Genomic DNA, 22,419 nt, shown 5'->3' on the forward strand with positions numbered 1-22,419 from the left:
CGGCCCGCTCAGGGCTGCGCCGCGAGCGCGGGCGCGACATCCTGTTCGCCCCAGCCGCCCAGCGACTTGTAGATCGCCACTACCCCGACGTTGACGCCGGCTTCGGCTTGCGCGAGCGCATCATCCGCAGCGAGCTGCGTGCGCTGGGCGTCCAGCAGGGTGAGGAAGTCCGACGAGCCGGCACGATACCGGACTTCGGCCAGCTCTGCTGCACGGCGCGCGGCAACGGATTGTTCCAGCCGGAATTTCAGCTGGGCCTGCTGCTTGGCATAGGACAGCAGTGCGTTTTCCGTATCTTCCAGCGCGCCCAGCACGGTCTTCTCGTACTGCGCGGCCACGCCGTCGGCCTGGGCTTCGCTCGCGCGCAGGCGTGCACGCACGCTGCCCATGTCGAACGCGGCCCAGCTGATCGAGGGCGTCACCTGCCAGGCACGGTTGTCGCCGTTGAACAGGTTGCCCCAGCCGCCGGACAGGAAACCGACGAAGCCGCGCAAACTCACCCGAGGGAACAAGTCTGCAGTGGTGACGCCCACGCGCGCCGTGGCCGCGGCCAGGCGACGTTCGGCGGCGCGCACGTCCGGCCGCTGGCGCAGCAGTTCGGTGGTGTCGCCGATCGGCAGGGCCTTGGCGAGCGCGGGGGCCTCGCGCGGGGCGAGCAACGCATCGAGCTCACCCGGGCGCTTGCCGACCAGCACCGCGAGGCGATGGCGCGACTGTCCTTCGGCGGTTTCCAGCAGCGGCACCTCGGCCTCGACCGCCTTCACGCGGGCAAGGCTGCTCTGCACTTCCAGTTGGCTGCCGGCGCCGAGGTCGAAGCGCGACTCGGTCAGGCGCTGGGTCTCGCCCAGGCTGACCAGGATCCGCCGCGCGACGTCCAGCCGCTTCTGCGTGCCGCGCAACTCGAAATAGTTGCGCGCCACTTCCGCGGCCACGGTCACCTGCGCCGCCTGCAGATCGTTGCGCTGCGCCTGCAGGTCCGCATGCGCGGCCTCGGCACTGCGGCGCACGCGGCCGAACAGGTCCAGTTCCCAGGCCGCATCGAAGCCGGCCGAGTAGCTGTCGGTCTCCACGCGGCCCTGGCCCTCGACGGGCTGCTTGGTGCGGGTGCCTTCCACGCCGGCGGTCACGTGCGGCGCCAGGTCCCAGCGACGTTCGGAGAACACCGCGCGTGCTTCGTCCACGCGCGAGACCGCGATGCGCACGTCGGGATTGGCGAGCAGCGATTCGCGTACCAGCTGGTCGAGCACCGGGTCGTCGAACTGGCTCCACCACGCGGCGACCGGATGGTCGGCCACGTAGTCGGCGGAGCCCGCGTGCTGCAGCGTGGCCGGCGCGGTCTGCGGCGCCACGTAGTCGGGACCCACGGTGACGCAGCCGGCCAGCACCACCGACGCGACGGCGATGACGAGCGGACGGATCACCATGGCAGCACCTGGTCGAAGTAGTAGTAGCCGCCGGTCGGGCCGTCGTTGCCGATCAGCGCGAGCTGCACGCTGGTGCGCGCGCCCTCCGGCACGGACAGCTCGCCGTTCTGCTGGTCGCCGGCCTTGTTCATGTCGGTCTGCACATAACCCGGGTGGATGGTGTTGACCTTGATGCCGGTGTCCTTCAGCTCGTGGGCCAGGTGCACGGTCCACGCGTTCACCGCGCTCTTGGAGACGTTGTAGGCCGGCACGCCCTTGAACTCGTAGATGAAGGACGCCGGGTTCTGGTGCTCGGAGATCGAGCCCAGCAGGCTGGACACATTGACGATGCGGCCGGCGTCGGACTTGCGCAGCAGCGGCAGGAACGCCTGCGTGGTTTCGATCAGGCCGAACACGTTGGTGTCGAAGGTGGTGCGCCACGTCTGCAGCGACTGGCCGGAGACGCCCTTGGTGGCGTCGTCGACCAGGATGCCGGCGTTGTTGATCAGGATGTCGAGCTTGCCGTGGCGCTGCTCGACCTCCTTGACGGCGGCCGCGATGCTGGCGGCGTCGGTGACGTCCAGCGCGATCGCTTCCACCGGCAGGCCCTGGGCCTGCAGGTCGAGGACGGCTTCGACGGCCTTGTCGCGGTTGCGACCGGCGAGGATCGTGTGCACGCCGGCTTCGGCGAGCTGGCGGACGGTCTCGCGACCGATGCCGCGGGTGGCGCCGGTGACGAGGGCGATCTTGGAAGAAACGTTCATGGCATGACCTCGTGGGAGTGGGGGGATTGGATCAGGGGTGCGTCGTCGCGGTGTCGGCGACGGGCGCGTGGGAGACCAGCGGACGGTTGGCCAGCTTGCGCAGGGCCACGTAGAAAACAGGCGTCAGGAACAGGCCGAACAGGGTGACGCCCAGCATGCCGGCGAACACCGTGATGCCGGTGACGGAGCGCACCTCGGCGCCCGCGCCGCTGGACAGCACCAGCGGCACGGTGCCGGCGATGAACGCCACCGACGTCATGATGATCGGACGCAGGCGCAAGCGACAGGATTCCAGTGCGGATTCGATGATGCCCTTGCCCTGCAGCTCCAGCTCGCGGGCGAACTCGACGATCAGGATGGCGTTCTTGCACGCCAGGCCCATCAGCACCACCAGGCCCACCTGCACGAACACGTTGTTGTCGCCGCCCACCAGCCACACGCCGGCCAGCGCGGACAGCAGCGTCATCGGCACGATCAGGATCACCGCCAGCGGCAGCGTCCAGCTTTCGTACAGCGCGGCCAGCACCAGGAAGGCCAGCAGGACGGCCAGCGGGAACACCACCAGCGCGGCCTTGCCCTGGGTCGCCTGCTGGTAGCTCAGGTCGCTCCAGTCGATGCCCATGCCGGTCGGCAGCACCTGCTGCGCCAGTTCGGTGACCTTGGCCATCGCCTCGCCGGACGACAGGATGCGCGGGTCGGCTTCACCCAGCAGGTCGGCGGCCGGATAGCCGTTGAAGCGGATCACCGGGTCCGGGCCGTAGGTCTGCTTGATGTTCACCATGCTGCCGATCGGCACCATCTCGCCGTTGGCGTTGCGGGTACGCAGGTTGGCGATGTCCTCGACGTTGTCGCGGAACGGACCGTCGGCCTGCGCGATCACCTGCCAGGTACGGCCGAACATGTTGAAGTCGTTGACGTAGGCCGAACCCAGGTAGGTTTGCAGCGTGTCGAACAGCTCGGTCAGCGGCACGCCCTGCGCCTTGGCCTTCACGCGGTCGACTTCGGCGTCCAGCTGCGGCACGTTGGCCTGGTAGCTGCTGATCGGGAAGCCCAGGCCCGGCGTCTGCGACGCCGCACCCTGGAAGGCCTGCACCGCGCTCTGCAGTTCACCGTAGCCCAGGCGCGTGCGGTCCTCGATGAAGAGCGACCAGCCCGAACCGTTGCCCAGTCCCTGGATCGGCGGCGGCATGAAGGCGAAGGTGAAGCCCTCCTGGATGCCGGCGAACTTCTGGTTCAGTTCCGCGGTGATGTCCTCGGCACTGCGGGAGCGCTCGTTGAACGGCTTCAGGGTGAAGAACACCACGCCATTGTTCGGCGTATTGGTGAACTGCAGCGGGTTCAAGCCGGGGAACGCGACCTCGTGCTCCACGCCTTCCACCTGCATGGCGATGGCCGCCATCTTCTTCAGCGTGGCGTCGGTGCGCTCGATCGACGCGCCTTCGGGCATCTTCACGCCGGCGATCAGGTACTGCTTGTCCTGCACCGGGATGAAGCCGGCCGGTACCGCGCGGAACACCAGGGCCGCGCCTACCAGCAGCACGGCGTACACCACGAACACGGCGCCGCGACGGCCCAGCGTGCGGCCCACTGCGCCTTCGTAACGCTCGGAATTGCGCTTGAAGAAGCGGTTGAACGGACGGAACAGCCAGCCGAACAGGCCATCGATCACGCGCGACAGGCGATCCTTCGGCGCGTCGTGCGGCTTCAGCAGCTTGGCGGCCAGTGCCGGCGACAGGGTCAGCGAGTTGATCGCCGAGATCACCGTGGAGATGGCGATGGTCACCGCGAACTGCTTGTAGAACTGACCGGTGACGCCGGTCAGGAAGGCCATCGGCACGAACACAGCACACAACACCAGCGCGATCGCGATGATCGGCCCGGACACTTCCTTCATGGCCAGGTGCGCGGCTTCGAGCGGGGTCGCGCCGTGTTCGATGTGGCGCTCCACGTTTTCGACCACCACGATGGCGTCGTCCACCACGATGCCGATCGCCAGTACCAGGCCGAACAGGGTCAGCGTGTTGATCGAATAACCCAGCAGATGGAGGACGGCGAACGTACCGACCACCGATACCGGCACCGCCAGCAGCGGGATGATCGAGGCGCGCCAGGTCTGCAGGAACAGGATCACCACCAGCACCACCAGCAGGGTGGCTTCCAGCAGCGTGGTGATCACCGACTTGATCGAGTCGCGCACGAACACGGTGGTGTCGTAGATCGACTGGATCTCGACGCCCGGCGGCAGGGTCGGACGGATGTCGTCCATCTTCGCCACCACGGCATCGCGGATCTCGAGCGCGTTCGCGCCCGGTGCCTGGAAGATGCCGATCGCCGAGGCGTTCTTGCCGTCCAGGCGCGCGCGCAGCGTGTAGTCGCCGGCGGCCAGCTCGATGCGGGCCACGTCGGCCAGGCGCACGATCTCGCCATCGGTGCCGCTCTTCAGCACGATGTTGCCGAATTCCTCGACGGTCTCCAGGCGGCCCTTGGCGTTGATCGGCAGCAGGAAGTCGCTGCCGTTCGGCATCGGTTCCGCGCCCAGCTGGCCGGCCGAGACCTGCACGTTCTGCTCGCGCACGGCGCGCAGCACGTCGCTGGCGGTCATGCCGCGCGAGGCGACCTTGTCCGGGTCCAGCCACAGGCGCATGGCGTAGTCGCCACCGCCGAACTGCTGCGCGTCGCCAACGCCGGGAATGCGCGCCAGTTCGTCCTTCACGTGCAGGCGCATGTAGTTGCGCAGGTACAGCGAGTCGTACTTGCCATCCTTGGAGGTCAGGTGGACCACCATCAGGAACACCGGCGACTGCTTCTGCGTGGTCACGCCCTGCCGGCGCACGTCTTCGGGCAGGCGTGCCTGCGCCTGCGCCACGCGGTTCTGCACGCGCACAGCGGCCTCGTCCGGGTCGGTACCCGGCTTGAAGGTCACGGTCAGCGAGAGCACGCCGTCGGAGCCGGCGACGGACTTGATGTACATCATGTCCTCGACGCCGTTGATCGCTTCCTCGAGGGGCGTGGCGACGGTTTCGGCGATCACCTTCGGATTGGCGCCGGGATACACCGTGCGCACGACGACCGAGGGTGGCACCACTTCGGGGTACTCGCCGATCGGCAGCAGCGGGATCGAGATCAGGCCGGCGGCGAAGATCACGATCGACAGCACGGCGGCGAAGATCGGCCGGTCGATGAAGAATCTTGAGAAGTCCATGGGTGGATTTCCTGGAAAGAAGAAAGAGCGTCCCCGCCGCCTGCCGCGTCAGCGGCAGGCGTGGGTTCCATCATTGCGGTGCGGGTGGCGTCAGTTCTTGGCGACGGCCTGGGTCGGCGCGGGCGCCTGCGCACCCATTGCGACGGCCTTGGCGTCCACCGGCATGCCGGGGAAGAACACCTTCTGTACGCCGCTGACGATCACGCGGTCGCCGGCGGCCAGGCCCTTCTCGACAATGCGCAGGCCGTCGGCCATGCGGCCGATCTGGACGTCGCGGCGCTGCGCCTTGCCTTCCTTGTCGACCACGTAGACGTACTTGCGGTCCTGGTCGGTCAGCACGGCTTTGTCGTCGACCAGCGCGGCCTTGAACTCGCCGCTGCCCAGCAGGCGCACGCGGGCGTACAAGCCGGGGGTGAAGACGCGGTCGGCGTTGTCGAGCACGGCGCGGGCGCGGATGGTGCCCGTGCTGCGGTCGACCTGGTTGTCGAGGAAGTCGACCACGCCCGCGTGCGGGAAGTCGGTTTCGTCGGCCAGCGCGACCTGCACCGGCACCTTGCCGTCGCGTTCGCTCGGGCGTTCGCCGTTGCGCGCCATCTCGGCATAGCGCAGGAACGCGCGCTCGTCGGCATCGAAGTGCACGTGCACCTTGTCCAGCGAGACCACCGTGGTCAGCACGCTGGCGGCATCGCCGGCGCTGACCAGGTTGCCAGCGGTGACCAATGCGCGGCCGGCACGGCCATCGATCGGTGCGCGCACATGGGTCCATTCGAGGTTGAGGCGGGCGCTTTCCACCGCGGCCTGCGCGGCCGCGACGTTCGCCTGCGCCTGGTCGGCGTTGGCGCGGCGCTGTTCGTACTCCTCGGTGGACAGCGCCTGCAGGTCGGCCAGGCGCTTGGCGCGCGAGGCTTCGCTGCGGCCGAGTTCGGCCTGGGTGCGGGCGCGGGCCAGCTCGGCCTGCGCGCGCGCCAGTTCGGCACGATAGCTGCGGGCGTCGATGGTGAAGAGCACGTCGCCCTTCTTCATTTCCTGGCCTTCGGTGTAGGTGACGCGGTCGATGTAGCCGGACACGCGCGGACGCAGGTCGACATGCTCGATGGCTTCGACGCGGCCGCTGAATTCGTCCCACTGGCTGACGGTCTTGACCGGCACGGCGGCGACGCTGACCTGCGGCGGGGGCAGCGCGCCGTTCTCGGCGGCCTGGCCGCTGCAGCCGGCCAGCACGGCGAGGGCGAGGGCACTGAAGGCCCCCAGCGCCAGCAGGCGTCGCGAACCCGAGGAGAAGGAGATGGTCGTGTTCATGGGTGGTGGTCTCGTTGGGGGAGAGGTGGAAGGAAGTTCGTACTAGGCTGCAGCCTGAAGCGTGCTTGAGGTCAAGCGGTGGATCGGCAGGTCATGACGCGAGGACGGGGCAGGGCGGTACGGCGTGACAGTCAGGCCGAGGCGCGTCCGTTCCGCTTCGCGCCCGCGACCGCGAACAAGGTCTCTTCGAAATCGCAGGCCACGGTGCGCTCCGGCGGCTGGGCATCCTTCGCGGTCCAGGTGACGATGGACTGCGAGCGCTTGTCGGTGCGGGTCAGCAGCGACACTGCGCTGCGACCGACCGCCAGCGCATTCGGCCATTCGGCGCAGGCATTGACCGCGTTCTCAGGCGTGCACACCGGCTTGTCGACCGACAGCAGCTGCACGCGCACACCCAGTGCCTGCGCTTCTTCGTGCAGCACCTGCGCCAGCATCCGCATCGCCGCGCCGGTCACCGAGGCGTGGCCATAACCGGACCAGCCGCGTTCGGCGTAGGGGCCGCCGATCAGCACGTAGTTCGCGGTGTGCTGACCTTCGGCGAGCAACGGCAGCAGATGGCGGGCGGCCGCCAGGTGCGGAATCAGGTCGGCTTCCAGCTTTTCGAGCAAGAAGCTCGCCGGACGGTCCAGCAGCCGGCCGCTCTGCAGCGGCGTGCCCATGCTGGCGAACACTGCGCGCAACGGACGGCCTCGGTCGCGGACCTGTTCGGCCAGGCGCGCGGCATCGCGGTCGTCGTGGATGCACGGCGCATGCAGCAGGTCGAGCCCGGGCTCGTCCTCGAAGTGTTCGGCCAGCGCGCTCATGCGCGGGCCTTCGCGGCCCACGGCCAGCACGGGGCTGCCGGCTTCGAGCAACGCGCCGACCACGCCGAAACCGACGTTGCCACCCGCGCCGAGCACCAGCGCGCCGGGAGTCAGGCTGTCGCGGCTGAGGCTCATTGCGGACTCCGCACGCGCAGCGGCATGACGCGCGCGCTGGTCCCGGTCGTCTTCACCCGCAGGCGCGAACGCTCGCCGTTGGCGAACGCGCGCGGCGCGGTGAACTCGCGGAACCCCATCGCCTTGCCGGCGAAGAGCGCACGCGAAACCGGCCGACCCGTCGCAGGGGAGGATGACGACGGGGCGGCCGATGCGCGGAAGAAGCGAGCGACCACGCGCACGCTGGCGTCGAGCCAGCGCTGCGCGGCACGGAGAAGGGAACGGGGCATGCCGTGCAGTGTGGTGGCGCGCTGCGCATCGCCGATATCCGGATCCTGCTCAGCGCTTGCACGATCCTGCGCGGCCGCGACGAACGACTGGCAGCGGCCCAGGCGCAGCGGTGCCGCTTCATCGGACGGCGAACCGTTCGTCGGACGGCGATGGGCGACTGTCCCGCTCATGGGATGAATACTCCCGCGACGGGGATAATCCCATCTGCCGAGGCTAGCCGGGCCAGACGGCGGCCAGCGCTCACGACGCCTCCGCGCTGCGAGCGGGGCGCCACCACCGGACCAGCGACTTCCTGCCGGATCAGGTGCTTGGAGCGGCGAAACGCTTGATAGGACGGGGCCTCCTGGGGGGCGGCCGGGTGGTCCAGGGTCTGGAAGAGGCGGGCGAGCAACATGGCGAGGGAACCCGTGCTGGGACGATGGGTGGCACGTTACGCCCCCAATGAGGACTTGATTAGTCCTGATTTAGGGGAATAATCATCCCGTCAGCGGGCTAATGCCCCGTGTCCCCCTGGAGCCAGACCGATGAGCCACGACCTCAACGACACCCTGATCTTCGTCAAAGTGGTGGAGCAGGGCAGCTTCGTTGCCGCCGCCCAATCACTGCGCCTGCCCAAGACCACCGTCAGCCGCAAAGTGCAGGAACTGGAGACGCGCCTCGGCGCGCAGTTGCTGCACCGGACCACGCGCAAGCTGGGCCTGACCGAAGCCGGCAACGTCTACTACGAACACTGCCAGCGCATCGCGCGCGAACTCAACGAAGCCGCGAGCGCCGTGAGCCAGCTGCATGCGGGCCCGCGCGGCTGGCTGCGCTTCACCGCACCGTATTCGATCGGCATCGACAAGATCGCGCCGCTGCTGGGCGAGTTCCACGCGCAGTATCCCGAGATCCGCGTGGAGATGATCCTCGCCAACGACACGCTCGATCTGATCTCCGGCGAGATCGACGTGGCGTTGCGCATCGGCAACCTGCCCGATTCCAACCTGGTCGCGCGTCGCCTGAGCACGCTGCGCACGCAGGTCTACGCCAGCCCGAAATACCTCGCGCGCTACGGCGAACCGCTGCATCCGAACGACCTGCAGCACCACCGCGTGCTGGCGATGCAGAAGCATCGTCGCGGCAACGGTTTCGCGCTGACACTGCGCGATGCGAACGGCGAACAGGACTATCCGATCAATCCCATCCTGGTGGCCAACGATCCGGCGGCGCTGAAGGGCGCGCTGCTCTGCGGCGAAGGCCTGATGGTCGGCGCGGACGTGATGGTGAAGCCGTACCTGGAGCAGGGCCACCTGCAGCGCGTGCTCGCGGGCTGGACCGGGCCGGAATTCGAATTCAACGCGGTGTTCCCGCGCGGGCATGTGCAGTCGCCGAAGGTGCGTGCGTTCGTCGACTTCTTGGTCGAGCGGATGAAGTTCGACGTCGACTACATGATGGAGCACTGCCCGGTGTACCTGAAGCAGCAGGCCGAGGCGCGTGCGGCGGCCGAAGCCACGCCGGAAGTGGAAGCCGAAGCCGCGGCCGTAGGGCGCAAGGTGCTGGCCGACGTGCTGAGCTGACGGGGTCGCCCGGCTAACGATTCCCGAACGCTTGTCCGTGCGCCCACCGCTACCATGGGGGCGCACCGCCGGAGCTCGGCTGTCGTGCCAGGGACGGACCTTCGCACCACGTTCGCCACCAGAACCAGGAAGCCGCACGATGAAGAAGCTGATTGCCACCCCGATGGTGCTGTGGCTGGCGGCGTGTACGCCGTCGACACCGGAACCTGAGACGACGCCTGTCGCAGCCGCTCCGACCGCCGCGTCCGCCGATGCGTCCACCGATGCATCGTCGCCCGCACCGGCTACCGTCCCCGCAACGCAGGTCGCGGCCGTCGTCGACGATCCCGCTGCCGTGAACCAGTCCATCGACGAGGTGCTCGGCGACCACGTCCGCTACGAAACGGTGATCCGCCGGTTGCAGCAATCGGTTGCCGCGCGCGATGCGGCCGCGGTGGCCGCGCTGGTCGACTATCCCTTCACCACGGTGCGCGATGGCGAGCCGTTGAGGGTCGCCGATGCCGAGGCCTTCGTGCGCGACTACGACCGGATCGTCACGCCAGGCATCGCCGACGCGATCACGAAGCAGAAGTACTCGCAGCTCATGGTCAACTACAAGGGCGTGATGTTCGGCAACGGCGAGGCCTGGGTGAACGGCATCTGCCGCGACAACGCCTGCAAGGACGTCGACGTGCGCGTGGTGGCGTTGCAGCCCGGGACCTGATGCGCGGACGAAGAAAAAGGCGGCCGAGGCCGCCTTTTTCGTTGCTGCAGCAAGGTCACGTCATTCGACCGTGACTTCCACCCGACGTGCTTCGTCCCCGTCGCCGTCGCCGGTCGTCTGCGCCGGCTTGTCCAGCACGATGCGTTCGGCGGCGACGCCATTGACCACCAGCCACTGCTGGATCGCCTCGGCGCGCTGCTTGGCCAGGGCCTCGTTCGCGGCCAGGTCGCCGCTCGCATCGTGGAAGCCGGACACCCGCGCGCGGGCATTCGGGTCGGCATGCAGCGTACCCAGCACGCCGGCCAGGCGCGCGCTGGTGTCGGCCGGCACCACGGCCGAGCTGGTGTCGAAGTACAGCTTGGCCGAATGGCCATCCACCACTTCGCTGGCGGCCATCGGTGCAGCGTGCGCCGCGACCTCCGTTGACGTGGCGCTGCCCAGCCAGCCGTTCACCGGCAACACCGGCACCAGCAGCAGCGCGACGATGTTGATGATCTTGATCAGCGGATTGATCGCCGGACCAGCCGTGTCCTTGTAGGGATCACCGACGGTGTCGCCGGTGACTGCGGCCTTGTGCGCTTCGCTGCCCTTGCCGCCGTGGTGGCCGTCCTCGATGTACTTCTTGGCGTTATCCCACGCGCCGCCGCCGGTGGTCATCGAGATCGCGACGAACAGGCCGGTCACGATGGTGCCGATCAGCAGGCCGCCCAGCGCCTGCGGACCCAGCAGCAGGCCGACGACGATCGGCACGATCACCGGCAGCAGTGAAGGCACGATCATTTCCTTGATCGCCGACTTCGTCAGCATGTCGACGGCCTTGCTGTAGTCCGGCTTGGCGGTGCCCGCCATGATCCCGGGGATCTCGCGGAACTGCCGACGCACTTCCTCCACCACGCTGCCCGCCGCACGGCCGACGGCTTCCATCGCCATCGCGCCGAACAGGTAGGGGATCAGGCCACCGATCAGCAGGCCGACGATCACCAGATGGTTGGACAGGTCGAAGGTGAACACCGCACCGGGATTTTCCGTCTGCAGGTTGTGCGTGTAGTCGGCGAACAGCACCAGCGCCGCCAGCGCGGCCGACCCGATCGCATAGCCCTTGGTCACCGCCTTGGTCGTGTTGCCCACCGCATCCAGCGGATCGGTGATGTTGCGGATCTCCGGCGGCAGTTCCGCCATCTCGGCGATGCCGCCGGCGTTGTCGGTGATCGGGCCGTAGGCGTCCAGCGCCACGATCATGCCGGCCATCGACAGCATCGCGGTCGCGGCGATGGCGATGCCGTACAGGCCGCCCAGTGCGTAGGCGCCGAGGATGGCCAGGCACACCGCCACCACCGGCCACGCGGTCGAACGCATCGACACGCCGAGACCCGCGATGATGTTGGTACCGTGGCCCGTCGTCGAAGCCGCCGCGACGTGCTTGACCGGCGCGTATTGCGTGCCGGTGTAGTACTCGGTGATCCACACGATGATGCCCGTGAGCGCGAGGCCGACCAGGGCGCAGAAATACAGGTTCATCGCCCCGTAGGACGAATCGGCCATCAGCTGCGTGGTGATCGGATAGAACGCGATCGCGGCCAGCACGGCCGACACGATCACGCCCTTGTACAGCGCGCCCATGATCGAGCCGCCTGCTTTCACCTTGACGAAGAAAGCGCCGATGATCGAAGCGATGATCGATACGCCGCCCAGCACCAGCGGATAGAGCACCGCGTGTTCGCCGGCCTGCGCGGCCATCAGGCTGCCCAGCAGCATCGTCGCGATGATGGTGACCGCGTAGGTCTCGAACAGGTCCGCCGCCATGCCGGCGCAGTCGCCCACGTTGTCGCCGACGTTGTCGGCGATCACCGCCGGGTTGCGCGGGTCGTCCTCGGGAATGCCGGCTTCCACCTTGCCCACCAGGTCCGCACCGACGTCCGCGCCCTTGGTGAAGATGCCGCCGCCCAGGCGGGCGAAGATCGAGATCAGCGACGAGCCGAATGCCAGGCCCACCAGCGCATGCAGTGCGTCGGCCTCGCTGTAGCCCATGTGCAGGTGGAGTACGGCGAAGTAGCCGACCACGCCCAGCAAGCCCAGCCCGACCACCAGCATGCCGGTGATGGCGCCGCCCTTGAAGGCCACGTCCATCGCCGCGCTCATGCCTTTGCTGGCGGCTTCAGCGGTGCGCACGTTGGCGCGCACCGAGACGTTCATGCCGATGTAGCCGGCAGCGCCCGACAGCACGGCGCCGATGAGGAAGCCGATGGCGCTGGGCCAAGACAGGAAGAAACCGATCAGTGCGAACAGCACGATGCCGGCGATGCCGATGGTCGTGTACTGCCGGTTGAGATAAGCGCTGGCGCCTTCCTGCACGGCCGCTGCGATTTCCTGCATGCGGCTGTTGCCGGCGGGTTGTTTCAGGATCCAGCGCGCGGCTACCACGCCATAGATGATCGCCACGCCGGCGCAGATCAGCGCCAGCGTCAAACCGTGTTGTTCCAGCATGACCCCTCCCAAGGTTGATGGATGTCGTCCAGCGAAGCGCGTGAACTTGCAACCCAATCCTGGTGGAGCCTGTTGAACGATTGAGCGCACTCGACCGCTGCGATGCCCTGCAGCACGAAACCCGTGTTCAGACAATTCCCTGGAGCTGGCCCGAGTATGACCGGATGGCGTGCGCACCGCCATATGTGACGGATGGGTTCAGCCGTCCCGTGCCAGCCTTGCGGCCCACGTCCCGTTTTGTTCCGGAGTCGCCATGCGTCCCAGTGTCGCAGCCCCGCTGCTTGCCGCCTGCCTGCTCGCGTCCGCGGCCCACGCCGCCGATCCGGCACCGGAGATCCAGCGCCCCGCCGCGAAGGCGCAGGCGACCGGCGTCGTGCACAGCCTGCGCCAGATTCCGGAGGCCTGTGCACGCCTGGAGGGCGCCTTCACCGGTGATGCGTCGCAGCCGTATCGCTACTCGCCTGTCCGCACCAGCCCGCAATGCCAGCCGCGTGCGCGCTTCGTGGACTTCGACAAGGCCAGGCCTTCGGTGGCCGCCGGCTGGAAACTCAACGATGTGATCCGCGTGCCGAATGCGTCGTGCCCGTCGCAGCAGGCCGTGGTCCGCGTGTGGCGCAAGCCGGGCAGTGCGGCCCCGCCGGCAGCAGATGGCCAGGGCCAGTCGCGCATCTACCTGCAGGACGCGAAACAGCAGGCCGCGGGCGCGGCGCAGGCGGCTTCGCTGACGTTGTTCGCAGCAAAGCTGGACGTCGAAGGCAAGGCCTGTCGCTAGCCGGCGGTTGGCGTGCCCTGGTGGTAGTGCAGTTGCCAGCCCAGGGCGGTGCGTCGCCATACCGACATGCGCAATGCGGCATGGATCCGTGCGCCGTCGCCTTCGATACCGTGCGAGGCGAAATGCAGTAACGCCACATCGTCCGCGAGCCTTTCCAGGCGATGGTCGTATGCCGCGACGTGCGGTAGTGAAGAACGGTCGGTGAGGAAATCGATGACCGTCTGGCGTGTGTAGCGCGTGCCCGAGCGGCCGATCTCGTGGAAATCCGGGTGCAGCAGGTGCTCCAGCCGGGCGCGCGTGCAGGTTGCGCCGGGGTGGTGGAGTTCGGTTTCGAGGGCCGTCAGGTCGGCGAGCAGGTCGTCCATCGCCTCATGCTAGCGCGCTGGCTGCGGGTCGTCAGGACGTGGCGCGCACGGCAGGATTCGCCGAATCCTTTTGCGCGAGGTATTGCCCGAAACGGTAGCCGGCGCCCGCGATGGCGAGGCCGATGGCGACGGCAAGCAGCCCGATAAGCACTTTGCGGAACATGGCGGAATTCCTGAGGCGTGGCGACGACGTCCACGCTAGCAGCGTCACCGTCGCTACGACGGTGCCTGAAGTCACCCTGCCAGAAGCACTGCGCCGCGTTCGTCCAGCAGTGCGCGCAGCACCGACCGATGGCAGCGCCCCTCGTCCTCGCAGTAACAACCCACCGAGAAATCGCTGCCATGCGACAGCGCGGCCAACAGGTCCAGCATGCGCGCGGTGTCGGGCGCGGCCATCTCGGCGCGGTACTTCTTCGCGAACGCCGCCCACGCTTTGGGCGTGGCGGCGTCCTGGGCTTCCTTCACCAATTCCGCGCTCGGCGCGAGCGCGGGATACCAGACGTCATACCAGTCCTGCGAGGCGAACTCGGATTTCGGCACGCCACGCGGCGGCCGGCGCACCGTGCCGATGCGCAGACCTTCGTCTTTCGCGCGCGGGCTGCCGAGCCGGACGATGCGGATGCCCATCCGGCGGTCAGCCCTCCCAGGCCGGCAGCTTCTTCTTCACTGCGACGTTCTTCAGCGCGACGTACTTGGGCAGGCCGTTGGTGCCGTAGGGCGGATAGGCCTCGCCGCGGATCAGTGGCTGCAGGTAAGCGCGCGCCTTGTCGGTGATGCCGTAGCCATCCTTGCGGATGAAGCTGGGCGGAAATTTCTTCTCGTGGTTCGCCACCTTCGACAACGGCGCGGCCTCGATCTTCCAGCGGAACGGCGCATCGGACGTGCGCACGATCACCGGCATCACCGCGTTCTGTCCCTTCAGGGCGAACTGCACCGCGGCCTTGCCGACGGCCTGCGCCTGTTCCCAATCGGTCTTCGACGCGATGTGGCGCGCCGAACGCTGCAGGTAGTCGGGCAGGGTCCAATGCACCTTCAGGCCCAACTGGTCCTTCACGCGTCCCGCGAGGTACGACGCGACGCCGCCCAGTTGGGTATGGCCGAACGAGTCCTTGCCGCCGCCGGCATCGGCGACGAAGCGGCCGTCGGCATGCTGGATGCCTTCGCTGGCCACCACCACGCACCAGCCGACCCTGTCGACGACCTTCTTCACCTGCGCGAGGAACTGCGTTTCGTCATACGCGCGCTCGGGGAACAAGATGATGTGCGGCGCCTCGTCCGCGGACTGCCCGGCCAGGCCAGCGGCCGCGGCCAGCCAGCCGGCGTGCCGGCCCATGGCCTCGTAGACGAAGACCTTGGTGGAGGTTTCCGCCATCGCGGCCACGTCCAGCGCGGCTTCCCGCACGGAGACGGCCGTGTACTTCGCCGCCGAGCCGAAGCCGGGGCAGGTGTCGGTGACGGCGAGGTCGTTGTCCACCGTCTTCGGCACGCCGATGCAGGTCAGCGGGTAATCGAAGGCCTGTGCCAGCTGCGAGACCTTCCAGGCGGTGTCGGCGGAGTCGTTGCCGCCGTTGTAGAGGAAGTAACGCACGTCGTGCGCCTTCAGCACGGCCAACAGGCGCTCGTACTTGGCCCGATCGGCCTCCAGCGACTTCAGCTTGACCCGGCAGCTGCCGAAGGCGCCGCCGGGTGTATGGGCCAGCCCGCGGATGGCCGCGGCCGACTCCTTGCTGGTGTCGATCAGCTCTTCGCGCAGGGCGCCGAGGATGCCGTTGCGTGCGGCCAAGACCTTGATTTTCCGGGACCGCGCTTCCGTGATGACCGCCGAGGCGGAGGCGTTGATGACGGAGGTGACGCCGCCGGACTGCGCATAAAGTAGGGTGCCAGACGCCATGTGGGGTTCGTTCCGGGGTGCGGGGATGCGGTAAGCTTCACACAGATGACGCGGTGCAGCGCGGCGCCAGGCGCCAGGCGCGATCCACCGCCCGCAGGATTCCAGTTTCGGGAGTTACAGCATGCGATTGGTTCTACTGGGCCCACCCGGGTCGGGCAAGGGCACTCAGGCAGCGCGCCTGAAGGACTACCTGCAGGTGCCGCACATTTCCACCGGCGACCTGCTGCGCGCCGAAGTGGCCGCCGGCAGCCCGCTGGGCTTGCAGGCGAAGGAAGTGATGGCGCGCGGCGAGCTGGTCAGCGACGACATCCTGCTCGGCATGCTGGAAGACCGGTTCTCCCGCGACGACACCCAGGCCGGCTTCATCCTCGACGGCTACCCGCGCAACCTGGTGCAGGCTGCCGCGCTGGGCCAACTGCTGGCCAAGCTGGGACAGAAGTTCGACTTCGCCGTGCAGCTGGAAGTGCCCACCGAACTGCTGGTGGAGCGCATCGCCGGCCGCGCCAAGGCCGAAGGCCGCGCCGACGACAATCCGGAATCGGTCCGCAAGCGCCTGCAGATCTACACCGACCAGACGGCACCGGTCATCGATTTCTACCGCCAGCAGGGCGAACTGACTGTCGTCGACGGCGTCGGCTCGCTGGACGACGTCTTCACCCGGATCACCGAATCGATCGCGCCGGAGAAGGCCGTCGGCTGAGGTCGACCGCCGCGTTCGGACAGGAAAACGCCCCGGCTAGCCGGGGCGTTTTCGTTGGCGCATGCGTTGTCGATCAGGGCGTGGTCGAGAGCGTCAGACCGTACGCCTGCAGCAGCGGATTGAGCGGCTAGACGGCCGCAACAGGCGGGTGGTGAAGGCCAAGACACGCAGCGTCGACCTCCAAGCGCTGCGCCTTTCCCGCTGAACCGCCATCACGCCGTCGTCGTCGTACGGATGCCTAAGCGGGCGCGCTCGGCTAAAGTTCGCGGACTCTTTCCGGAAGCGCAGTCTTGAAGATCCACATCCTCGGCATCGCCGGCACCTTCATGGGCGGCGTGGCCGCCTTGGCCCGCGAACTCGGCCATACCGTCGAAGGCAGTGACCAGGCCATTTACCCGCCCATGTCGACCCAGCTCGAGAAGCTCGGTATCGCGCTGGCGCAGGGCTACCAGCCGCAGAACATCGCGCCGGATTGCGACGAGATCGTCATCGGCAATGCCCTCTCGCGCGGCAACCAGGCGGTGGAAGCGGTGCTGGACCAGGGGCGGCGCTACATCTCCGGCGCGCAGTGGCTTTCCGAGCGCGTGCTGCCTGGGCGCGACACGCTCGCGGTGGCCGGCACGCACGGCAAGACCACCACCACGACCATCCTGACCTACCTGTTGGAAGCGGCCGGTCGTTCGCCGGGCTTCCTGATCGGCGGGGTCGCCGAGGACTTCGGCGTGTCCGCCCGCATCGGCGGCGGCCGCGAATTCGTCGTCGAGGCCGACGAGTACGACACGGCGTTCTTCGACAAGCGCAGCAAGTTCGTCCACTACCGCCCGCTGGTCGCCATCCTCAACAACCTGGAATACGACCACGCCGACATCTTCCCGGACGTGGCGGCGATCCAGCGCCAGTTCCACCACCTCGTGCGCACGGTGCCGCGCCGTGGCCGCCTGATCGTCAACGGCGAGGACGCGCGTTTGGCGGAGGTGCTGGCGATGGGATGCTGGACGCCGGTGGAACGTTTCGGCTTCGATGCATCGCTGGAATGGAGCGCCCGCCTGATCCGCGACGACGGCAGCGCATTCGCCGTGCGCTACAACGGCGTGGAGATCGGCGAAGTGCATTGGCCGATGCTGGGCCGGCACAACGTGCTCAACGGCTTGGCGGCACTGGCCGCGTGCAACGCCGTCGGCGTGGATATCGCCACGGTGCTGCCTTCGCTGGCCGCGTTCCGCAGCGTGAAGCGTCGGCTGGAAGTGATCGGCCAGCATGACGGCATCACGCTCTACGACGACTTCGCCCACCATCCCACCGCGATCCACACGACGCTGGAAGGCTTGCGCGCACGCGTCGGCGCCGCGCGCATCGTGGTCGCGATGGAGCCGCGCAGCAATTCGATGCGTTCGGGCGCGCATGCCGATGCGCTGGCGCCCTCGCTCGACATCGCCGATGCGGTGGTGTTCCTGCATCGCCCGGAACTGGCGTGGGATGCGGCGAAGGTCGTCGCCGCCATCCGCGGCGATGCCCGCACCGTGCCGGATGCCGATGCGCTGATCGCGGCATTGCGCGAAATCGTGCGCCCCGGCGACCACGTGGTCTTCATGTCGAATGGCGGGTTCGATGGTGCGCCGCGGCGGTTCCTGGCGGCATTGGCGACGCCGGCCGCCTGAAGGGCGGCTTCACGCATGTAGTCGTCGCGTCATCTCGCAATGGGTGCGGGTGCATCGCCCGATCGCACATGCTGCAGCGCCGCGCAATGAGCCCATCACGCCGTGCACGCGGCAAGGCTGTGCGGCGCTGCAAGGCTTCCAGCTGCATGCGTCGGCGTACGGAATCGGTGCTGTGCGTGCTGGCCGGTCGGATGATCTCCCTACGTGGCAAGCACCTGGATTCCGAATGGCTAGAGTGGGCCCACGCGCGGCCATGCCGCGTCCTTCGTCCATTCCCAGGAGATGCTGCATGAACCGACTTGCCCAGGCCCTTGGACTCGCCATCGCAACACTTGCGTGCACTGGTGTGGCGCACGCCGCCACCTACGTGGTGACCGCGAACGGCAACAGTTTCGACAACCAGCTCGCCGGCCGCATCGAAGCCGCAGGCGGCCGCATCGTGGCGCGCCTGCCGCAGATCGGCGTGGCGATCGTGGAATCCGACAACCCGGCGTTCAGCACGAACGCGGGTCGCATTCCCGCCGTGCGCTCGGCCGTCGCCGATGTGGCGATCCAGTACGACCTGCCGGCCGCGACGGAAGAGGTCACCGCCGACTACGCGAACCCGCCCGCATCCGGCGACAACGATAGCTTCTTCGACTTCCAATGGGGCCACGCGGCCATCGATGCGGCAGGTGCCTGGAACGCGGGTTATCGGGGGCGCGGCGCCACCGTCGCAGTGCTCGATTCCGGCGTGTACTGCGCGCACCTGGACATCATCCCCAATCTCAACACCGCCAAGTCGGCATCGTTCGTGGCCGGCCAGACTTACTGCAACACCAGCGGCAGTACGCACGGCACGCATGTGATGGGCACCATCGGCGCGGCGGACAATGGCATCGGCACGATCGGCGTGGCGCCCGAGGCGGAGCTGATCGCGGTGAAGGTGCTGAACCCGGTCACGGGCAGCGGCTCGTTCGCGGCCATCATCCAGGGCATCGTGCATGCCGCCGACGCCGGTGCGGACGTCATCAACATGAGCCTGGGCGTCAACGGCGGCCTGCCGGTGGGTGGCAGCGAAGTGGCGGAGCTCGTCAACGCGACCGCGCGCGCCGTGCGGTATGCCAACAAGCAGAACGCCACCGTGGTCGCGTCGGCCGGCAACGACGGCCGCGATCTGGACCATGACAGTGGCCGCGTCTGCGATACCGACGGCACGTGCACCACGGTGAACCTGCGCTCGTTCCCCGGCCAGCTGCCTGGCGTCATCACCGTCAGCGCCCTGGGCCCGCTGGCCTGGCTGAAGAATCCCACCGGCACCGACTTCGACATCCGCGCCAGCTACAGCAACTATGGACAGTCGGCGATCCATTTCGGCGCGCCGGGCGGCAACTACGACTATCCCGGCACCGAGAACTGCACGTTCAAGGGCATCGTGCGTCCGTGCTGGGTGTGGGACATGGTCTTCAGTACGACCTCCGGCGCCGCGAGCTACGGTTGGTCCGCCGGCACCAGCATGGCCGCACCGCATGTTTCCGGCGTCGCGGCGCTGATCATCGGCAAGCACGGCGGCGAACTCTCGCCGGCGGCCGTAGAGCGCATCCTGCGCGCATCGGCGGACGATCTCGGCAAGCCGGGCAATGATCCGACGTTCGGCGCAGGGCGCGTGAACGCACGGCGTGCCGTCACGCAGTGATGTGCTGAGCTGCAGGGCCAAGCGCGAGGGCCACGTCGATCACGGCGTGGCCCTTTTCTTTTCTGCTTCCCGACGCGGTTGGTCGGCCCTTAAACTGGCCGCATGCGATCACTGGAATCCCTTCCGCTGTTCCCGCTGCAGCAGGTGCTGCTGCCCGGTGCTGCCATGGACCTGCGCGTGTTCGAGCGGCGCTATCTCGATCTGGTGCGGGACTGCGGTCGGTCGGGCGGCGGATTCGGCGTCTGCCTGATCCTGGAGGGGAGTGAGGTTGGCGCGCCGGCCACGCCGGCGGCCTACGGCACCGAGGCGATGATCGAGGACTTCGACATGGGTGCGGACGGCCTGCTGTCCTTGCGCGTGCGTGGGCATCGTCGCTTCCACGTGCATCGCACCCGCGTGCGCGACAACGGCCTGGTGTTGGCCGATGTCGAGTGGCTCGCCGCCGATCACGATGAGGCGTTGCGACCCGAGCACGCACTGCTGGGCACCTTGTTGCAGACCATGATGGAAAAGACCGGCACCGACATGAGCAAGCTGCCGTCGCGCATCTTCGAACATGCCGCCTGGGTCGGTTGGCGGCTCGCCCAGGTGCTGCCGATCACGCCGGAGCAGCGCGTCAGCGTGCTCCAGGAAGACGATCCCCACGCGCGCCTGCAACACCTGCTCAACTGGATCGATTGACCCGGCGCTCAGCGCGCTGCGTCGACATCGGTGGTGCAGATCCGCAGGACGGGCAGGCCGGAATCCGGATGCGGCGCAATGGCATGGTCCAGGTCCGTGGTGACCTGGCTGACCGCGTCCAATGCCGTGCGGGCTTCGCGCAGCGGCCGCCACAGGCGCACCAGGTTGAATGCGCGTTGCTGCTGCAACACCTGGGCGCTGCCGATCCACAAAGGTACGTTGCCGGGCTGCAGGCGCGTATCCGCCGGCCACAGACGTAGCACGAAGACTTCGCCCGGCTGGTCGCCGGCGCGCACCATCAGCAGGCTTTCCGCGCGCGTGTCGAGCGTCGCGGGCAGCACGGGTTGTTCGTTGTCGGGCGAGTCGCTGTCGAGCAGGTTCAGTGCTTCCTGCCAGCCCGCCTGCGACTGCTCACGCCAGCCCTGTGCGGCCAGTGCCGCCTTCAACGGAGTCAGCGGTCCGGCGACCTGGACGTCCAGCGGCCAGCGCTGTTCGTCGTCGAATTCGTTGCGACGCGCAGGCAGCGTCTGCCAATCGCGTTGCCACCAGTCCTGCAGGGCCAGTGTGCGCTCGATCACCGGGGTCTGGAACTGCGCCAGCATGTGCTCCACGTTGCGCGGCGCATGCCACAGGCCCGCGATCACGAAGGCCCCGTAGAACAGCCAGGCGATCGGTTTGATCCAGAACGAACGCACCATGCGGCGGCGGTAGGCGATGCCGAGCACCAGCAGCCACACCAGCCCGAACAGCATGCCGCCGATCACGTCGCTGAGCCAGTGCGCGCCCAGGTAGATGCGCGCGAAGCCGATCAGCGCCACCACGATGCCCGACACCAGGTAGGGCCACACCCGTGTGCGTCCTGGCAGTTCGCGCGCGATCAGCACGGCGAAGAAGCCGAAGGTGATCGTGGACATGGTGACCGCGATCGAGGGAAAGCCGAAGCCGCTGCTGACCGATGGCGGCTTCGGAATGTCCACCGACGCGCCGAGCCATGCCGTCAGCGCCAGGCCGAACGCCAGCGCCGCGACCCAGTGGGCCGCGGCCATCCAGCGCTTGCGCCAGGCCAGGTAGGCCAGCACCAGCAGCGAGGCGGGGGCGAGCACCTGTTCGTCGCCGAACGAGGCGATCGCGGCCAGCGGGTAGTCCGCGAGCGGATTGCGCAATGCGCGCATCAGGTCGTAGACCATCACGTCCATCGCCAGCGGTTCGCCGTGGCCGATGACGATCACCAGGAACGCGAACCACACCCAGACGATGGCCAGCAACAGGATCGCGAGCAGCGCCAGTGGCACGGATTCGCGACGGCCCGGATCGAAGACCGCCGCGGTGTAGCGCCCCAGCACGGGATGCGCATGCGACCACGCCAGCGCGCGCGCCAGCAGCGCATCGGCGTGCGCCGCGAACCAGCGGTAGGTGTAGAGCACCAGCGCCCAGGCGACCGCCAGCACGACGACCAGCAGGCCCAGCACCAGAGCGAGACGGCCCGCGACGGCGGCGACGGCATCGTAGGCGTGGCCCAGCACCCAGCCCGGCAGCAGGAAGGACACCGACCACGCCAGGCAGGCCGCGGCACTCGCCATGCCGTAGCGGCGCAGCGGCATCCGCGAGATGCCGGCCACGGCCGGCACGAAGGGACGAATGGGGCCGACGAAGCGCGCCACGAAGATGCTCTTCCAGGCATTGCGGCGGAACAGCAGTTCGCCCCGGTCCAGCAGCTGCGGGTAGCGACGGAACGGCCACACCGTACGCAACTGCTGGCCCCAGCGATGGCCGACCCAGTAACTGGTCGCATCGCCGATCAGGGCGCCCAGCATCGCGCAGGCCACGGCGTACGGGCCGGAGATTTCGCCCAGCCCGATCAGCACGCCCACCGCGAACAGCAGCGGCAGCGCTGGCACGATGGCGCCGAGGATGATCACCGCGTCGCAGAAGGCGATGGCGAAGATCACCAGCCCCGCGGCCACGGGATGCGCGCTGATCCAGGCGAGCAGGGAGTCGAACCAGGTGGAATCCATCGGCGGATTATAGGCGGCGGTCGCTGACCGGCACCCCCTCCCT

At 68.1% G+C, this 22,419-nt stretch carries 19 protein-coding genes and 1 pseudogene; 7 read left to right on the forward strand and 13 right to left on the reverse strand.

All coding sequences use genetic code 11. From position 1 onward, the window contains the following. Positions 1 to 8: 8 nt before the first annotated feature. The 6 genes from ACSION_RS04575 to ACSION_RS04600 form a co-directional block, all read right to left on the reverse strand. Positions 9 to 1,424: an efflux transporter outer membrane subunit gene (locus tag ACSION_RS04575; protein WP_435305046.1), complete on the reverse strand. Its 1,416-nt coding sequence runs from the start codon at positions 1,422 to 1,424 to the stop codon at positions 9 to 11. Then, a complete protein-coding gene (locus tag ACSION_RS04580; protein WP_435305047.1) occupies positions 1,418 to 2,167 on the reverse strand; it encodes an SDR family oxidoreductase in 750 nt (249 codons plus the stop codon). Before ACSION_RS04580 ends, ACSION_RS04575 begins: the two co-directional genes overlap by 7 nt. A 31-nt stretch (positions 2,168 to 2,198) precedes the next feature. Further along, positions 2,199 to 5,369 carry an efflux RND transporter permease subunit gene (locus ACSION_RS04585; protein WP_093490049.1) on the reverse strand — a complete coding sequence of 1,057 codons (3,171 nt, stop codon included), beginning with the start codon at positions 5,367 to 5,369 and terminating at the stop codon, positions 2,199 to 2,201. A gap of 90 nt (positions 5,370 to 5,459) precedes the next feature. After that, positions 5,460 to 6,668 (reverse strand): efflux RND transporter periplasmic adaptor subunit, encoded by a 1,209-nt coding sequence (locus ACSION_RS04590; RefSeq protein ID WP_435305048.1) that lies wholly within the window; start codon positions 6,666 to 6,668, stop codon positions 5,460 to 5,462. A gap of 131 nt (positions 6,669 to 6,799) precedes the next feature. Beyond that, a complete protein-coding gene (locus tag ACSION_RS04595) occupies positions 6,800 to 7,606 on the reverse strand; it encodes an SDR family NAD(P)-dependent oxidoreductase (RefSeq protein WP_435305049.1) in 807 nt (268 codons plus the stop codon). Further along, a complete protein-coding gene (locus ACSION_RS04600; RefSeq protein WP_435305050.1) occupies positions 7,603 to 8,046 on the reverse strand; it encodes a hypothetical protein in 444 nt (147 codons plus the stop codon). Before ACSION_RS04600 ends, ACSION_RS04595 begins: the two co-directional genes overlap by 4 nt. A gap of 354 nt (positions 8,047 to 8,400) precedes the next feature. On the opposite strand from ACSION_RS04600, the gene ACSION_RS04605 reads away from it, so the two are divergent. Continuing rightward, the gene (locus tag ACSION_RS04605) at positions 8,401 to 9,432 is read left to right on the forward strand and encodes a LysR family transcriptional regulator (protein ID WP_093490054.1); all 1,032 of its coding nucleotides are present in this window, start codon (positions 8,401 to 8,403) and stop codon (positions 9,430 to 9,432) included. Between the two features lie 139 nt (positions 9,433 to 9,571). After that, positions 9,572 to 10,135, forward strand: coding sequence for a hypothetical protein (locus tag ACSION_RS04610; RefSeq protein WP_435305051.1), 564 nt, complete (start codon positions 9,572 to 9,574; stop codon positions 10,133 to 10,135). Between the two features lie 60 nt (positions 10,136 to 10,195). Here ACSION_RS04610 and ACSION_RS04615 read toward each other — a convergent pair whose 3' ends face one another. Together ACSION_RS04615 and ACSION_RS04620 are read right to left on the reverse strand one after the other, a co-directional pair. After that, positions 10,196 to 10,531 (reverse strand): OmpA family protein, encoded by a 336-nt coding sequence (locus tag ACSION_RS04615; protein WP_435306654.1) that lies wholly within the window; start codon positions 10,529 to 10,531, stop codon positions 10,196 to 10,198. A 60-nt stretch (positions 10,532 to 10,591) separates the two neighbouring features. Then, positions 10,592 to 12,619 (reverse strand): annotated as a pseudogene (locus ACSION_RS04620) (sodium-translocating pyrophosphatase); the annotation flags it as partial. Between the two features lie 253 nt (positions 12,620 to 12,872). Here ACSION_RS04620 and ACSION_RS04625 point away from each other — a divergent pair. Next, the gene (locus tag ACSION_RS04625; protein WP_435305052.1) at positions 12,873 to 13,391 is read left to right on the forward strand and encodes a hypothetical protein; all 519 of its coding nucleotides are present in this window, start codon (positions 12,873 to 12,875) and stop codon (positions 13,389 to 13,391) included. Here ACSION_RS04625 and ACSION_RS04630 read toward each other — a convergent pair. The 4 genes from ACSION_RS04630 to ACSION_RS04645 all read right to left on the reverse strand — a co-directional run bounded on the left by ACSION_RS04630 (position 13,388) and on the right by ACSION_RS04645 (position 15,647). Further along, a complete protein-coding gene (locus ACSION_RS04630; RefSeq protein WP_435305053.1) occupies positions 13,388 to 13,756 on the reverse strand; it encodes a DUF4440 domain-containing protein in 369 nt (122 codons plus the stop codon). The two genes, ACSION_RS04625 and ACSION_RS04630, sit on opposite strands and share 4 nt — an antisense overlap. A gap of 31 nt (positions 13,757 to 13,787) precedes the next feature. After that, on the reverse strand, positions 13,788 to 13,919 hold the full coding sequence (locus ACSION_RS04635) for a hypothetical protein (protein ID WP_435305054.1): 132 nt from the start codon (positions 13,917 to 13,919) through the stop codon (positions 13,788 to 13,790). Positions 13,920 to 13,990: 71 nt separating this feature from the next. Then, a complete protein-coding gene (locus tag ACSION_RS04640) occupies positions 13,991 to 14,383 on the reverse strand; it encodes a DUF488 domain-containing protein (RefSeq protein WP_435305055.1) in 393 nt (130 codons plus the stop codon). Between the two features lie 7 nt (positions 14,384 to 14,390). After that, entirely contained in the window at positions 14,391 to 15,647 is a 1,257-nt protein-coding gene (locus ACSION_RS04645; protein ID WP_435305056.1) for a 6-phosphofructokinase, read from the reverse strand. A gap of 121 nt (positions 15,648 to 15,768) precedes the next feature. On the opposite strand from ACSION_RS04645, the gene ACSION_RS04650 reads away from it, so the two are divergent. From ACSION_RS04650 to ACSION_RS04665, 4 genes are all read left to right on the forward strand, one after another. Next, positions 15,769 to 16,347, forward strand: a complete 579-nt coding sequence (locus ACSION_RS04650; RefSeq protein ID WP_435305057.1) for an adenylate kinase — start codon at positions 15,769 to 15,771, stop codon at positions 16,345 to 16,347. Positions 16,348 to 16,637: 290 nt separating this feature from the next. Then, positions 16,638 to 18,005: a UDP-N-acetylmuramate:L-alanyl-gamma-D-glutamyl-meso-diaminopimelate ligase gene (gene mpl / locus ACSION_RS04655; protein ID WP_435305058.1), complete on the forward strand. Its 1,368-nt coding sequence runs from the start codon at positions 16,638 to 16,640 to the stop codon at positions 18,003 to 18,005. A gap of 289 nt (positions 18,006 to 18,294) precedes the next feature. Further along, entirely contained in the window at positions 18,295 to 19,680 is a 1,386-nt protein-coding gene (locus ACSION_RS04660) for a S8 family serine peptidase (RefSeq protein ID WP_435305059.1), read from the forward strand. Between the two features lie 102 nt (positions 19,681 to 19,782). Further along, positions 19,783 to 20,361: an LON peptidase substrate-binding domain-containing protein gene (locus ACSION_RS04665; RefSeq protein ID WP_093490064.1), complete on the forward strand. Its 579-nt coding sequence runs from the start codon at positions 19,783 to 19,785 to the stop codon at positions 20,359 to 20,361. An 8-nt stretch (positions 20,362 to 20,369) separates the two neighbouring features. Here ACSION_RS04665 and ACSION_RS04670 read toward each other — a convergent pair whose 3' ends face one another. Continuing rightward, positions 20,370 to 22,376, reverse strand: a complete 2,007-nt coding sequence (locus ACSION_RS04670) for a VTT domain-containing protein (protein WP_435305060.1) — start codon at positions 22,374 to 22,376, stop codon at positions 20,370 to 20,372. Between the last annotated feature and the right edge of the window lie 43 nt (positions 22,377 to 22,419).

This window comes from Pseudoxanthomonas sp. LjRoot125 (assembly GCF_964252705.1).
Classification (GTDB): domain Bacteria; phylum Pseudomonadota; class Gammaproteobacteria; order Xanthomonadales; family Xanthomonadaceae; genus Pseudoxanthomonas_A.

Excerpts from the sequence above, each read along its gene's own strand:
- ACSION_RS04670 (WP_435305060.1), bottom strand. The coding sequence starts at position 22,376 with ATGGATTCCACCTGGTTCGACTCCCTGCTCGCCTGGATCAGCGCGCAT.
- ACSION_RS04580 (WP_435305047.1), bottom strand. The coding sequence starts at position 2,167 with ATGAACGTTTCTTCCAAGATCGCCCTCGTCACCGGCGCCACCCGCGGC.
- ACSION_RS04605 (WP_093490054.1), top strand. The coding sequence starts at position 8,401 with ATGAGCCACGACCTCAACGACACCCTGATCTTCGTCAAAGTGGTGGAG.
- ACSION_RS04610 (WP_435305051.1), top strand. The coding sequence starts at position 9,572 with ATGAAGAAGCTGATTGCCACCCCGATGGTGCTGTGGCTGGCGGCGTGT.
- ACSION_RS04665 (WP_093490064.1), top strand. The coding sequence starts at position 19,783 with ATGCGATCACTGGAATCCCTTCCGCTGTTCCCGCTGCAGCAGGTGCTG.
- ACSION_RS04585 (WP_093490049.1), bottom strand. The coding sequence starts at position 5,369 with ATGGACTTCTCAAGATTCTTCATCGACCGGCCGATCTTCGCCGCCGTG.
- ACSION_RS04635 (WP_435305054.1), bottom strand. The coding sequence starts at position 13,919 with ATGTTCCGCAAAGTGCTTATCGGGCTGCTTGCCGTCGCCATCGGCCTC.
- ACSION_RS04625 (WP_435305052.1), top strand. The coding sequence starts at position 12,873 with ATGCGTCCCAGTGTCGCAGCCCCGCTGCTTGCCGCCTGCCTGCTCGCG.
- ACSION_RS04645 (WP_435305056.1), bottom strand. The coding sequence starts at position 15,647 with ATGGCGTCTGGCACCCTACTTTATGCGCAGTCCGGCGGCGTCACCTCC.
- ACSION_RS04650 (WP_435305057.1), top strand. The coding sequence starts at position 15,769 with ATGCGATTGGTTCTACTGGGCCCACCCGGGTCGGGCAAGGGCACTCAG.
- ACSION_RS04590 (WP_435305048.1), bottom strand. The coding sequence starts at position 6,668 with ATGAACACGACCATCTCCTTCTCCTCGGGTTCGCGACGCCTGCTGGCG.
- ACSION_RS04615 (WP_435306654.1), bottom strand. The coding sequence starts at position 10,531 with ATGGCCGCCAGCGAAGTGGTGGATGGCCATTCGGCCAAGCTGTACTTC.
- ACSION_RS04575 (WP_435305046.1), bottom strand. The coding sequence starts at position 1,424 with ATGGTGATCCGTCCGCTCGTCATCGCCGTCGCGTCGGTGGTGCTGGCC.
- ACSION_RS04595 (WP_435305049.1), bottom strand. The coding sequence starts at position 7,606 with ATGAGCCTCAGCCGCGACAGCCTGACTCCCGGCGCGCTGGTGCTCGGC.
- ACSION_RS04630 (WP_435305053.1), bottom strand. The coding sequence starts at position 13,756 with ATGGACGACCTGCTCGCCGACCTGACGGCCCTCGAAACCGAACTCCAC.
- ACSION_RS04660 (WP_435305059.1), top strand. The coding sequence starts at position 18,295 with ATGAACCGACTTGCCCAGGCCCTTGGACTCGCCATCGCAACACTTGCG.
- ACSION_RS04600 (WP_435305050.1), bottom strand. The coding sequence starts at position 8,046 with ATGAGCGGGACAGTCGCCCATCGCCGTCCGACGAACGGTTCGCCGTCC.
- ACSION_RS04640 (WP_435305055.1), bottom strand. The coding sequence starts at position 14,383 with ATGGGCATCCGCATCGTCCGGCTCGGCAGCCCGCGCGCGAAAGACGAA.